Here is a 13,131-nt window from a genome sequence, read left to right on the forward strand (position 1 = left end):
ATGCCACTTGTTATTTCAGAAGAGATTCCAGCTTTTAAACTGCTAAAAGAACACGCTTTTATTATGGGCTGCAATCGCGCAAAAACGCAAGATATTCGCCCCTTAGAAGTGCTAATTTTTAATCTAATGCCAACAAAGATTCAAACAGAAAATCAGATTCTCTCTTTACTTGCAAACTCCCCTTTGCAGGTAAATATTACTTTGCTATCCACTTCTAGCTATATTGGCAAAAACACTCCAAAATCGCATTTAGACAGGTTTTATGTCAATTTTAGTGAGATTCAAGGCAAGAAATTTGATGGCGCGATTGTTACAGGCGCACCTATTGAGCATTTAGAGTTTAAGAGTGTGAAATATTGGGGCGAGCTTGTGCTAATAATGGAGTTTTTAAAAACGCATTGCACAAGCACGCTGTATCTGTGCTGGGGAGCAATGGCTGGGCTATATCACTTCCATAACATTCAAAAAATTGCTTTAGATTCCAAACTTTTTGGAGTGTTTGAGCATTTTTGCGTGCAACAAGATTTAATCTTAAATGGGCTTGATGAGCTTATTAGGATTCCACATTCTAGGCATTCTGGCATTAATGAAAATCAAGTTAGGAAAAATAAGAATCTAAAAATCTTGCTTGAAGGAAAAGAGAGTGGGATTACTGCATTAAAAGATGAAAAAGACTTTTTTATCCTAGGACACCCAGAGTATTCTAAAGATACACTAGATTTAGAATACAAGCGCGATTTGCAAAAGGGCTTAGAGATTACCAAGCCAAAAAACTACTATAATGCAGAATCTAAACCTGTTTTTTCGTGGCGTTCAAGTGCTAGCGTACTGTTTGCTAACTGGCTTAACTTCTCTGTATATCAAGACACGCCTTTTATTTTGCAATAGGTTTTTCATAGTAGATTAGATTCCGCTTGCGCGTTTCAAAATCATCAGAATCTGCGCTTAGATACACAATATAGCGATGATTTTCATAAAGACTATTAACGCTCTTTTGCTCGCCTTGTGTGGTTATAACTTGCTCTTGTGCTAGAAAAATTCCCCCCATTACCCTACCAAAAGGTGGCACAAAAAGTGATAAAACACACACCAAAGACACAAAAAATAAAAACTTAAAAAACTTATCTAAAAATGGAATCGCCAATCCTATACCAAAAATCCCCACACAAATAAAAAACGCCACAGGATTAAAAACATTGCCAAAAAAGGGGTTAAAAAACTCTCCGATTCCATAATATTTGATGTAACTTGCATAAATCCCAGCCCAGAACACGCAAAAGAGTAAAAAAACTAATACCAAACTCAACAAAAAAGACTGCAAAATATCTGTTGTTTTCATTATCTACCTTATTCTTTTTATTTGTAAATTTGAAATTTTATACATTTTTGAAGGCTTTTGTGCGCTTAAAAAACGCTTATCTAACACAATAATATCGGCTCTATCTAGTGCGAAATTTAAATCAAACTCCGCTTTGTGTGCATTTGCGGAGCTTGAATATAAAAATGGAAAAAACTCTAAAAACGCGCTGTGCGGGCTTTTGGCATTTACAAGGCGAACGGCTAGGGATTCTTGGCTTAAAGAGTTTTTGCCCCTATAAACAAAAGTGCTTTTTGTGCTTTTGCGCACCCTGTTTTTATGCGCATTTGGAATACGCACAAGATTTTTTAACTTACTCAAAGAATCTAGCGTTAAAAGCACACTTTGTTGTGTATTGCGCATCTTTGTGCGGTTTAATGCTCTAAAATCTTGGCTTAAAAAGCCAGCAGTTGTATCGCTTTGGGCTAAAAAAATGTATTCCATTATGCTAAATAATCTTGGATTGCCTTAGCAAAATTTGGATTCTTACTTTCTATCTCACAAATTGCGCTCACCGCTACACGCGCCGCTTCTATGGTGGTAAAATACGGCACATTATTGCGTAAAACTTGCGTGCGGATTTTGTCAGTATCATCCTTGCTTGAGGCTTCATCGCTTGTATTAATCGCTAAAGCAATTTCTCCATTTGCCAGCCTATCACCAATGTTTGGACGCCCTTCGCTAATTTTCAGTTCTTCTTCACACGCAATTCCATTTTGATTTAAAATTTCTGCTGTGCCTTTTGTTGCACAAATGCTAAACCCTAAACTTGCTAAATCTTTTGCTAAAGGCAAGGCTTGGGGCTTATCAAGCGCGCGCAAGGAAATAAACACTTTGCCTCTTGTTGGCAAGGCATTTTTACACGCCATTTGACTTTTTGCAAAACTTAGCCCAAAACTCTCACTTATCCCCATAACTTCACCCGTTGATCGCATTTCAGGTCCCAAAGTCATCACTGCGCCACTAAGTTTATTAAAAGGAAACACCGATTCTTTAACCGCAATATGTTTCAAAGCTTTTGGCTTATAAAGCCCATCTTTAAATTCCACTTTTTTGAAAGTATCATAGCATTCTAAAGCGGCTTTTAGATTTTGATTTACCATTACACTTGTGGCAACCTTTGCAAGCGGAATCCCTGTTGCCTTACTCACAAAAGGCACGGTGCGACTAGCGCGAGGATTGACTTCAATTAAATAAAGCGTATCTTCAAAAATCGCATATTGCGTATTCATAAGCCCTATAACACCTAAATTTCTAGCAATTTTTGCAGTGGTTTGCTCTATCTCTTCAAGCTTCTCTTGTGAAATACTAATTGTAGGCAAAGAACAAGCAGAATCACCACTATGGATTCCAGCTTCTTCAATGTGCTGCATAATCCCTGCAATATAGACATCTTCACCATCACAAATAATATCTACATCAAGCTCAATAGCGTTATTTAGGAATTTATCAATTAATACTGGGGAATCTTCACTAACGCTTACTGCTTCACTCATATACTCTTGCAATTCTAACACACTATACACGATACGCATTGCACGCCCACCTAGCACATAACTAGGACGCACAAGAACAGGGAAGCCTATGTTTTGGGCAATAGAAATGGCTTCTTCTTTCGTATAAGCAGTGCCATTTTTTGGTTGTAAAAGCCCATTTTCTTCTACAAATTTTGCAAATTTTTCTCTATCTTCTGCAATATCAATGGTTTTCGCACTTGTGCCGATGATTTTTGCACCAATGGTTGTGAGCTTTTTTGCAAGCTTTAAAGGCGTTTGCCCTCCAAAATGCACAATGATTCCATCTGGCTTTTCTCTCTCAATCACGCTACGCACATTTTCAAAAGTGATTGGTTCAAAATATAAAACATCACTTGTATCATAATCTGTGCTAACGGTTTCTGGATTACAGTTATACATAATGCTTGTATAACCCATATCACGCAATGCAAAGCTTGCATGCACGCAACAATAATCAAACTCAATGCCTTGCCCTATGCGGTTTGGTCCCCCACCTAGAATTAGCACCTTTTTGCGCGGATTTTCTTGTGTCCTTTCTTGTGTTTTACTTGCGTATTCTAACGCGTGCGCAAAGCTGGAATACAAATATGCCGTATTTGTAGCAAACTCTGCTGCGCAAGTATCCACTTCATTATAAATAGGTTGCACATCCGCTTTTTCTCTAAGAGCATAAATATCTTCTTCGCGCAATTCTAGCGATTCATTTTTATTAATCAAAAAAGCAAGCATTTTATCACTAAAACCACTTGTTTTTAAGTCTCTTAAAAATTCTGTATTGCTCAGTTTTTCAAAAGAAACTTCCTTTTCAAGCGCAATAATCTCTGCAATCTGCCCTAGAAAATATTTGTCAATCTTGCACCACTTTTGCACCTCATCTACACTCACACCACAGCGGAATGCGTCAGCAATATAAAGCAATCTTTGCGCATTTGGGCGACGCACTTCGCGTTGGATTTGACTTAAATCTGTGCTTAAAGAATTAAAGCCAAAAATTCCTGTTTCAAGGCTACTAAGCGCCTTTTGCAAAGATTCTTTAAAGGTTGTGCCTATTGCCATAACTTCACCGATGGATTTCATAGAAGTTGTAAGTGTGGAATCTGCTTGTGGAAACTTCTCAAAAGTGAAGCGCGGAATCTTCGTAACAATATAGTCAATGCTAGGCTCAAAACTTGCTGGAGTGCCTGTAATATCATTTTTAATTTCATCTAAGGTATATCCCACCGCCAGAAGCGTGGCAACCTTTGCAATAGGATAGCCTGTTGCCTTAGAAGCAAGAGCAGAGCTTCGCGAAACGCGTGGATTCATCTCAATTACAGTCATTCTTCCTGTGCTAGGATTTATCGCAAATTGCACATTAGAACCGCCTGTATCTACGCCAATTTCTCGCAAAATCGCAAAGGAAGCATCTCGCATTCTTTGATATTCTTTATCTGTGAGTGTTAAAGCAGGCGCAATAGTGATAGAATCTCCAGTATGCACGCCCATAGGATCAAGGTTTTCAATACTGCATACAATAATGCAGTTATCCACCCTATCGCGGATAACTTCCATTTCGTATTCTTTCCAACCCAGCAAAGATTCCTCAATTAAAATCTCATTAATTGGGCTAACTTCTAAGCCATTTTGCGCTAAGGCCTTAAATTCATCAATATTATAAGCAACACCACTTCCCCCACCTGCTAGTGTATAGCTTGCACGGATAATCAAAGGAAATCCAATCTCTTTTGCTGCTTCAAGTGCTTCTTCAAGCGTGTAGGCATAGCGTGATTTTGGCAAATCCATTCCAATTTTTAGCATTGCCTCTTTAAAAGCTTGCCTATCCTCACCCTTTTTAATCGCTTCAGGCTTTGCTCCTAGGAATTTAACACCTTCAAGCATTCCTTTTTCAAACATACTCATTGCGATGTTTAGCGCAGTTTGCCCGCCCATTGTTGGCAAAATCGCATCAACTTTTTCTTTTTTAATAATATCAGCAACAACTTCTTCAGTAATTGGTTCAATATAAGTTCTATCGGCAAACTCTGGATCTGTCATAATCGTAGCAGGATTTGAGTTAATCAAAACAACTTTAAATCCAAGCTCTTTTAAAGTCTTTGCAGCTTGTGTTCCAGAGTAATCAAACTCGCAAGCCTGCCCAATTATAATTGGTCCAGAACCAATAAGTAGGATTGTGTTAATATCATTTCGTTTTGGCATAAAATCTCCGTAGAATCTCTTTGGCGTTAAAATTTAAAAATTCTAGCGTTTTATGCCTTAATCTTGTAGAAAATATTTATTTTTCCCAGTTTTGCAAAAAGGATTCCAACTCATAAAGAGAAGCTTTGCAAAATGCGCTTCTTGCGATACACAACAGCTTGCTTGTAGCTTCATCTAAGCTTTCATTAATAATTAAATAATCATAATTTGGCAAACTTTTAACCTCATCAAGAGCATTTTTTAGACGCGTTTGAATCACACTATTGCCATCGCTCCCACGCTCACCTAAACGCTCTTGTAAAATACTTTTGTTTGGCGTTGTAACAAAAACACTCGTTGTGTGGCGCGGAAAAGCTTTTTTAAGATTAATTTGTCCTTGCACATCAATATCAAAAACAACAAGCTTATCTTCTTCTAATGCCTGAATCACTTGTGCTTTAGAAGTGCCATAATAGTTATTATGCACTCTAGCCCATTCCAAAAACTCCCCATTATTAATTCCTGCTTCAAACTCATCTTTAGAAATAAAATTATAATGCACGCCGTGAATTTCACCTTCACGCTTTTGGCGTGTTGTTGAAGAAATAGAAAAATAATGGTTTGGAAACTCTTGTGCTAGCTTTTTATACAATGAGCTTTTTCCCGCTCCGCTAGGACCAGATAAAACAAGAATCGCACCTTTTAGTTTCATTAATTTTCATCTTTTTTGGGAAATTGGATATTAATATTAATTGTTGCGCCACTTAAAAGCTCTTTTAAAGCCTGTGTTTGAAGTGTTTGCAATGCTCCAATTAAAGAATCTAAAGAATTTGCTTGAATGCTACTTGGAATATTATTTGGGAGTTGTATTTCTTGGCTTTTAGGGGCTTCTTTTGCAATAATTGGTGCAGGGATTGGCTCTTTTTGGATTGGCTCACCTAATGCTTCCCCCATTTCTTCAAGACTAAGAGTCGCAAACTCATCATCACTATCCACCTTTAAATCCATTGGTAAATCTGTGTCTAATTCCACTTTTTGCTCTGAAATTTCATCTGTAATTTTCTCGCTAGACTCTATATTTTCATTATTATCTAAATTAAAGCTTTCTAATTCTGTTAAGTCTTCACTTGCGCTTTCTGCGGTTTCTATATTTTCAGAATCTGTCTCTTTTGTAGAATCTTCTAAATTAGATTCTAAATTAGAATCCAAATCCAACTCTAAAGATTCCGCATTATCAAAAGATTCTTCACGCTCTACTTCTTCTAAATTAGATTCTATATTTTCAGACTTTTCTACTTCTTGACTTTTTTCAGATGTTGTATTATCCATTTCAACACCTAAATCAAAATCACTTAAATCAAGCTCAAAATTTTCCGCTTCTTCCTTGACTTTAGATTCCGCATTATTTTCAATATCAGTCCCTATAATATCCTCTAAGTTAAAATCCAAATTATTATCTGTCTCTAATGTAGAATCTAATTCTAAATTAGCTGGCTCTTCTATTGCCTCTAGCGCAGATTCTTGATTTTCTTCTTTTTGTTCTGCAACTTCTAATTCCTCTTTTATACTCTCTGTGCTAGTTGGTTCTATATCTCCTGCATTATCTGTAATTTCACCAAGTTCTTTATCCAAATCAAACCCTAGCAAAGGATCATCAACCACTTCTTTAGAATCATCTAATAAATCCTTAATTGTATCCACCTCACTTTTATCTAACACTTGCAAATCATCACTTTCTTGCACCTGTTCTACACTTTCTGTGGAATCTATATTATCAAGCCCATCATCTCCACCAAAATCAAGCTGCGTATTGCCATCATCTAAATTTAAATCATTATCACTTTCTAGTCCCAAATTATCTAAATTAGACAAATCCAACTCATCATCTAAATTTAACTCGCCTAAATCATCACTGCTATCAAGCTCTAAAATATCACTCTCTACATTCTTTTTAGTAGAATCTTCTACGCTAATTCCTGAAATCTCGCTTAAAGTTTTTACTAAATCTGTAGGCAAAAATGGCTTTTGGATATAAGTATCAAACCCTTCAATACGCTCAGTTGCCTTGGAGTAAAACAAAATAATTTTCGCTTCTGCATTCCCTTCCTTATATACTGCAAAACTCTCCGCTTCAAAACATTCATCATCCATTAATACAAGCTCTGCACTAATGTTAGTATCTAAATCTTGAGATTCTACCATTTCTACACCAAGCTTAGACGCGCTTAGGGCTACAAGCTTGTTAATGATTGGATTTTTGCTGATAAGGTATAACTTCATAAATACTCCCCTTGGCTTAATCAAAGAATTGCTACAATTTTAACAATTTGTATCTTAATTTTTTAAAAGGATTGTAATGTTTAAAAAAGTTTTCACACTATTTTACCTTAGTGCATTGTGTTTAAGCCACCTAGTTGCAAACGATTTATATTTTATGCCAAAGGAACAAAAGCAGGCGTTAAACACCCTTTTGCACACGATTAAAAACACGCAAAACACGCTAGATGTCGCAATTTACAGCTTTACAAATCGCGAAATTAGCAAGGCAATTAGAGATATTGCCAAAAAAGGCGTGAAAGTGCGTATTATTTATGATGAAAAAAGCAATAAAGATCCAAACAAATCCACAATTGGCTATCTTGCAAAACTAAACAATATAGAAACTTGCCTATTAGAAGGAAAGCGTTCAAAAAATGGAAAATACAATGGCTTAATGCATATTAAAATGGCAATTAGCGATGATAAACGCCTTATTTTAGGCTCTGCTAACTGGTCCAAAAGTGCTTTTGAAACAAACTACGAAACCCTTTTAATCCTAGATGATAAAAAGCTAATAAAACAATCCCATAATGCTTTTGAAGAAATGTTTAAAAAGTGCGAGAAGTATTGATTGCTAAAATGCGATTCCAACCTTTGAAAGTTGGAATCTAAATCTTACACACCTAGATAAATTTGCCCAGCGTATAAAATATACATTCTTAGCGCAAAAACTCCAATCATAATTGAAGCAGCATTTAGCAAGATAAAATTCACTTTGTAGGCGTGATTCTTAAGCGCTGTTAGGGCAATAACACTAGGAATTACAATACTAAATCCAATCACACACAACCAAAATATCGTCGCCCAAGACCCACTGCTGAGTGCTGTTATTGCAACAACTGCTTTCTCTCCACCCTGGAAATAAAGTCCGACAAATAACGCAAAGATCAATAAGGACTCAATAGGAATTACCCTTAAATCCATTGTCAAAAGATATTTTGTTGTGCTTTTAGAAACTTCTTTTTCAAAGAATAACAACCCAAAGCAAATGCACGCTGCAATTCCACTTGACAATCCACTTGCAAGGAATAAAATTGGCAAAATCGGGCTGTTATAAAGCGGAAAGGTTTGGATTGCAGAAAGCAAGAATCCTGTATAAACTCCAACTCCGCCTGCAAATGCAAAAATCAATCGTCCAAACCACAAAGAATGCCTTTCTAAAAAGTCTAAGATTCCGCCAAATGCACGCACCAAACCTCCTAAAAAGCTAGATTCCAAACTTGCACGGAATCGCATAGCCGCATAAATAATAGAAAGTGGCGTATAAACAAGCAACAACAAAACACCTAGCGACATTACAGATTGCAAATTGTAAGTCAAAAGCAATTTGTAAAAATTTAAAGGCTTTGTTAAGTCAAACACCAAAATCAACAACCCCACAATAATCGTTACAGGTGCTAGCAAAACCCCAGCCCTAACAAAAGCGTCCCAAGGGGCTTTTTTCTCTGGATTCATCCACTCAACACTTAAAGCTGTCATCATCGCCCCAGATGACAAACCTGCTAAAAACAAATACACCGCAATTGGCCAATGCCAAATTATAGCTACTGCATCAGGTCCCCATATTGGATTCATAGTGTGATACCTCCCTTAGAATTAGGAATAACAAAAAGCTTAGGTTTTGTTCCTAAATGTGGTTTATTAACAACAAAAGGCTTTGTGGTTAAAATATCAAAAATTGGACTATTTGGATCATCTAAATCCCCAAATACTAGCGCATCTGTTGGACATACCGCAACACAAGCTGGCTCTCCATATTGCTTTAAATGCGTATGCTTACAGAAGTTGCATTTATCAGGCACTTTGGTTTCAGGATTCACATAGCGCGCATTATAAGGACAAGCCACTACGCAATACAAACAGCCCACGCATTGACTTGCATCAATATCTACGATTCCATTTTCATCCATAAAAGAAGCGTGCGTTGGGCAAACCGTTACACAAGGTGTATGTTCGCACATCTCACAAGAGTGGCGCACATAATTAAAGCTTAGATTTGGGAAAACTCCGTGTGGTCCGTCCATTTTAACTTTCAATCTAAAAAACCCATCAGGGATTGCATTCTCACTTCTACAAGCAATCGTGCATCCTTGACAACCGATACATTTTACAGAATCGTGAATCATTGCATATTTTGCCATAATAACCCCCTATACTTTTTCAATTTTAACGCCAATGGTATGGACATTATTGCCCGTTACCGGAGAGATTGTATTTGCTAGCAAGTGGCTTGCACTCATTCCCTTTTCATAAGCAATCTCTTGATATTTGCTTGTGTGTCCAAACCCAAAATACGCAAACAAAGTGTCCTCTCGGATTCCAACTGTTGGCAACACGCTTGCAATTTGTGAGCCGACTTTGCTTGTAATTTTAATTTTATCTCCCTTTTTAAGGCGTAGCTTGCTAGCGACATCTTGATTAATCCAAACCGCATTATCGTCCATTAAGGTATTTAGCCAAGGCACATTCATTGTGTGTCCATTTGTATGCACGGCAACTTTACCTTGTATGAAGTAAAACTCCCCTTCTTCTTTAAGTTTTGGGTCATTATAGGTTAATCCACCACGCCCACAAGCTGCTTCTAACACTTCGTCAAAAAGCTCAATCTTCCCACTTTTGGTTTTGCATTTTAAAAACTCTGCAAACTCGCCATCCGCGTCTAAAAACTGCTTAGAGTTAGGGTATTTTTCTACAAACTTCTTCACACTTTTGCTATCTCTTGCTAAAAGTGGGATTCCATATTTAATAATCCCTTTGTGCTTTACTTCAAACATATCTTCTGGGTATTCATAGGCTTGTTGCATTCTATAATCATTCATATCTTTATAAGGGAATGCTGCCTCATAGCCCATTTTTTGCGCCATTTCTAAGTAAATCTGCCAAGAAGGTTTTGTATCCCCGATAGTCTCTACTACTTTTTGGCGCACTTGATAGCCCGGATTTTTACCATTTGATGCTAAAAACTGCTCATCTCTTTCAAGGTAAGTAGATTCTGGCAAAATAATATCCGCATATTGTGAAGTATCAGAAACATACACATCCACACTTACAAACAAGTCTAACTTCTTAAGTGCTTCTACAACTTCATTGGAGTTATTGACCGTCATCACAGGATTTGACCTTGTAATCCACAATCCACGAATCGCATAAGGCTTTCCATCTAAGACTGACTTAAAGACCTGAGAATACACTCCGCGTGTTTTTGAAATCTTGCTAAACTCTCCATCTTTAACATCAATAAGGTCAATGCGTGGGTGCTTTGGAGCTGGAATCTTTGGCAAAATAGAGCCCTTAAACACAGGTGCAACCTTTTCTCCTGCAACTTTATTGTAGATACCAGGACCCTTAGGGAAATAAAGCCCACCTTTAGCTTCCACATTTCCAAGCAAGGCATTAGCAATAGCAATGGCTCTTCTAAACTCAATCTCCTCTGGCGTGAAAGTCGCACGATGTCCAAAATCCACTATACAATGTGGCGCATAACTTGCACACTCTCTTGTGATTGCCACAATCTTATCCGCTGGAATATCACATTCTTTTGACATTCTCTCTGGCGTGTAGTCCTTAACACTCTCTTTTAACTTCTCAAAACCTATGGTGTATTTTTCCACAAATTTCTTATCATACAACTCTTCAAAAATTAGCGTATGCACAAAAGCCATCATAAAGGCTGTATCCCCAGCAGGTCTAATAGGAATCCACTCACTCGCCTTAGAAGATAACACAGAAAATCTAGGATCTAAAGAAACAAGCTTGCAGCCTTTTTCTAACGCTTCTGTAACTCCCCTAGCATAGCTAATCACAATCCCTTCATACACATTATGCCCAAAGTTTAGCATATATTTACAATTTGAAAAGTCCCTACTCACAGAGCCTGAACCAAACACACTTGTAAGAGCCACAGCATATCCAGATGGACAGGTGTTTCCGTGATCAAAAGTATTTGGGCTACCATAGGCGTGCGCAAATTGATTTAAAAACGCTTGCTCCGGACCTGATTTTGAAGCAAAGGCAACACTTTGTGCGCCATACTTCTCTTTAATCTCCACAAGCTTTTTGGCAATATAATCATACGCTTCTTCCCAGCTTATCTCTTTCCATTTGCCCTCACCCCTTTCTCCTGTGCGCATAATAGGCTTAACAAGACGCTTAGGATCAAAGAGTTGATTTGCGCCTGAACCTCCCCTTGCACATACTGAACCACCTGTTGCAACAGAATAAGGATTCCCTTGAATAAACACCTTTTCCCCATTATCCACCCTAGCTTCTATGGGACAGCGCGTGCTACACATCTCACAAATGCTTGGCACAAACTTTGAAACTCCTTCTAGCTTTCCTTGAAATGCCCCTAGCGTTCCGGGCATACTCAAAGCAACAGACCCAACACCAACTCCCTTTAGGAAGTCTCTGCGATTGACACTCAACTTTGCCTCCTTTTTTAGTTTTACAAAATTGCATTTTACGACTTTTTATGTGAAAAGTTAGTAAAAAATTTATATTTTATTTATATTTATTTATGTATATCGGATTATTCTTAACACCATTAAAAACATTTATATATCCTAGCTTTATAGATTTCCAAGAATATTTTTTACTTTTACCTTAAATTTAACTAGAATATTAAAAGTTATTGTTCTAATTTTCTTTATAAATTTTTACAATAAACTTTTTTCCATTTTTATAAAAAAATGCTGGAAATTTCTCATTACTAACAATTCTTAAGAGATTAAATTGCTCTTCTATGCTCTTTGTAATATCAAGCTCACTATCTGCTTGCGTGCGTTTTTTATAAAAACTCTCATTACCACATTGCGCAGTAGGCTGCAAATTTGGATACATTGCCAAAAACTCTAAACAAAGTATCTGACACATTTCTGCCTGCAACTCTCTTAGCTCACCATAAAGCTCCACTCCGCTTAAATGTAATGTTTTTTGGAGATAAATTACTCCATTATCTGCTTTTAAATCCGCTTCAAAAAGCGTGAAAACCACTTCATTTTTGCCTTCTAACACTTGCCAAAACAAAGGCGACCAACCCTTTCCTTTAGGCAAACTAGAAGCGTGAATCACTAAATTATGCTTATGAAGTTGTAAAAACTCTTGGGGAAGCAACTGATGATAAGACAAGATAAACACCACATCATAAGACTTTTTAATCTCTAAATGCGATAAATATAGCCTAGAAGTTGGAATCGCTTTTTGAAGCTGTTTTGCATAAGGAATAAACCATTGATTTTTGGAAGTTAAAATCGCTACTTTCACGCTGCCACTCCATAGCCAAGGCAGGAATAGTTAAAATTTAGCCCCCCCCCCCGCACAAATAAAATAACTCATCGTTTCATCCTTTCTTATTATCTTAAATCCAAAGCGCAAATATAAATCAATCGCTCTAGTATTAACATTAAATGCACAAGCACGCAATTCTTTAACCCTTAAAGTTTTAAACGCATAATCCAAAACCTTTTGCATCAACTTTTCCCCATAACCCTTAAGAAATGGGCTTTGATAGACTCCAAACTCACAAGATACCCCACGCACAATAGCAATAAAATCAATCACGCCAAGTGGAATCGTATTTTCAAAAACTAAAAAATACTCTTTTGAACAATCACTCTTTAACGATTCTATAAAATCCAAATGCTCTTGCTTTGTGATATGTTTTTGTTTCATAAAAGTCGCCACACTTGCGTGATTACGCCACCTAAGCACAAGTGCAACTTCATCTTCATTTAATTGCGTGAAATTCTTAAGCTCCAATCTCAC

At 37.1% G+C, this 13,131-nt stretch carries 12 protein-coding genes; 2 read left to right on the forward strand and 10 right to left on the reverse strand.

Annotated elements, in window-relative coordinates:
- Positions 1-888, forward strand: coding sequence for a homoserine O-succinyltransferase (locus IP358_RS07035; RefSeq protein ID WP_006802880.1), 888 nt, complete (start codon positions 1-3; stop codon positions 886-888).
- Here IP358_RS07035 and IP358_RS07040 read toward each other — a convergent pair.
- The 5 genes from IP358_RS07040 to IP358_RS07060 form a co-directional block, all read right to left on the reverse strand.
- A complete protein-coding gene (locus IP358_RS07040) occupies positions 875-1,339 on the reverse strand; it encodes a hypothetical protein (protein ID WP_006802881.1) in 465 nt (154 codons plus the stop codon). The genes IP358_RS07035 and IP358_RS07040 overlap by 14 nt on opposite strands.
- Before the next feature lie 3 nt (positions 1,340-1,342).
- Positions 1,343-1,801 carry a hypothetical protein gene (locus IP358_RS07045; protein ID WP_006802882.1) on the reverse strand — a complete coding sequence of 153 codons (459 nt, stop codon included), beginning with the start codon at positions 1,799-1,801 and terminating at the stop codon, positions 1,343-1,345.
- Entirely contained in the window at positions 1,801-5,070 is a 3,270-nt protein-coding gene (carB, locus tag IP358_RS07050) for a carbamoyl-phosphate synthase large subunit (protein ID WP_006802883.1), read from the reverse strand. Before carB ends, IP358_RS07045 begins: the two co-directional genes overlap by 1 nt.
- A 76-nt stretch (positions 5,071-5,146) precedes the next feature.
- Complete coding sequence (gmk, locus tag IP358_RS07055; RefSeq protein ID WP_006802884.1) at positions 5,147-5,761, reverse strand: guanylate kinase; 615 nt, start codon at positions 5,759-5,761, stop codon at positions 5,147-5,149.
- Positions 5,761-7,329 (reverse strand): hypothetical protein, encoded by a 1,569-nt coding sequence (locus IP358_RS07060; protein ID WP_006802885.1) that lies wholly within the window; start codon positions 7,327-7,329, stop codon positions 5,761-5,763. The genes gmk and IP358_RS07060 overlap by 1 nt, the downstream gene beginning before the upstream one ends.
- A gap of 76 nt (positions 7,330-7,405) precedes the next feature.
- On the opposite strand from IP358_RS07060, the gene IP358_RS07065 reads away from it, so the two are divergent.
- Positions 7,406-7,939, forward strand: a complete 534-nt coding sequence (locus IP358_RS07065) for a phospholipase D-like domain-containing protein (protein WP_006802886.1) — start codon at positions 7,406-7,408, stop codon at positions 7,937-7,939.
- 44 nt (positions 7,940-7,983) lie between these two features.
- On the opposite strand, the gene nrfD is transcribed toward IP358_RS07065, so the two are convergent.
- The 5 genes from nrfD to pseH all read right to left on the reverse strand — a co-directional run bounded on the left by nrfD (position 7,984) and on the right by pseH (position 13,131).
- Positions 7,984-8,943, reverse strand: a complete 960-nt coding sequence (gene nrfD / locus IP358_RS07070) for an NrfD/PsrC family molybdoenzyme membrane anchor subunit (RefSeq protein ID WP_006802887.1) — start codon at positions 8,941-8,943, stop codon at positions 7,984-7,986.
- Positions 8,940-9,509 (reverse strand): 4Fe-4S dicluster domain-containing protein, encoded by a 570-nt coding sequence (locus tag IP358_RS07075; protein ID WP_006802888.1) that lies wholly within the window; start codon positions 9,507-9,509, stop codon positions 8,940-8,942. The genes nrfD and IP358_RS07075 overlap by 4 nt, the downstream gene beginning before the upstream one ends.
- 9 nt (positions 9,510-9,518) lie before the next feature.
- Positions 9,519-11,792: a thiosulfate reductase PhsA gene (gene phsA, locus IP358_RS07080; protein WP_006802889.1), complete on the reverse strand. Its 2,274-nt coding sequence runs from the start codon at positions 11,790-11,792 to the stop codon at positions 9,519-9,521.
- Between the two features lie 211 nt (positions 11,793-12,003).
- Positions 12,004-12,630, reverse strand: coding sequence for a formyltransferase family protein (locus IP358_RS07085; RefSeq protein WP_040498588.1), 627 nt, complete (start codon positions 12,628-12,630; stop codon positions 12,004-12,006).
- Positions 12,631-12,660: 30 nt separating this feature from the next.
- Positions 12,661-13,131, reverse strand: coding sequence for a UDP-4-amino-4,6-dideoxy-N-acetyl-beta-L-altrosamine N-acetyltransferase (gene pseH / locus IP358_RS07090; RefSeq protein WP_306820935.1), 471 nt, complete (start codon positions 13,129-13,131; stop codon positions 12,661-12,663).

It is taken from the genome of Helicobacter winghamensis ATCC BAA-430 (assembly GCF_028751035.1).
Taxonomy (GTDB): Bacteria; Campylobacterota; Campylobacteria; order Campylobacterales; family Helicobacteraceae; genus Helicobacter_D; species Helicobacter_D winghamensis.

Coding starts and splice junctions, on each gene's coding strand:
- IP358_RS07035 (WP_006802880.1), top strand. CDS start 1: ATGCCACTTGTTATTTCAGAAGAGATTCCAGCTTTTAAACTGCTAAAA.
- IP358_RS07040 (WP_006802881.1), bottom strand. CDS start 1,339: ATGAAAACAACAGATATTTTGCAGTCTTTTTTGTTGAGTTTGGTATTA.
- IP358_RS07045 (WP_006802882.1), bottom strand. CDS start 1,801: ATGGAATACATTTTTTTAGCCCAAAGCGATACAACTGCTGGCTTTTTA.
- carB (WP_006802883.1), bottom strand. CDS start 5,070: ATGCCAAAACGAAATGATATTAACACAATCCTACTTATTGGTTCTGGA.
- gmk (WP_006802884.1), bottom strand. CDS start 5,761: ATGAAACTAAAAGGTGCGATTCTTGTTTTATCTGGTCCTAGCGGAGCG.
- IP358_RS07060 (WP_006802885.1), bottom strand. CDS start 7,329: ATGAAGTTATACCTTATCAGCAAAAATCCAATCATTAACAAGCTTGTA.
- IP358_RS07065 (WP_006802886.1), top strand. CDS start 7,406: ATGTTTAAAAAAGTTTTCACACTATTTTACCTTAGTGCATTGTGTTTA.
- nrfD (WP_006802887.1), bottom strand. CDS start 8,943: ATGAATCCAATATGGGGACCTGATGCAGTAGCTATAATTTGGCATTGG.
- IP358_RS07075 (WP_006802888.1), bottom strand. CDS start 9,509: ATGGCAAAATATGCAATGATTCACGATTCTGTAAAATGTATCGGTTGT.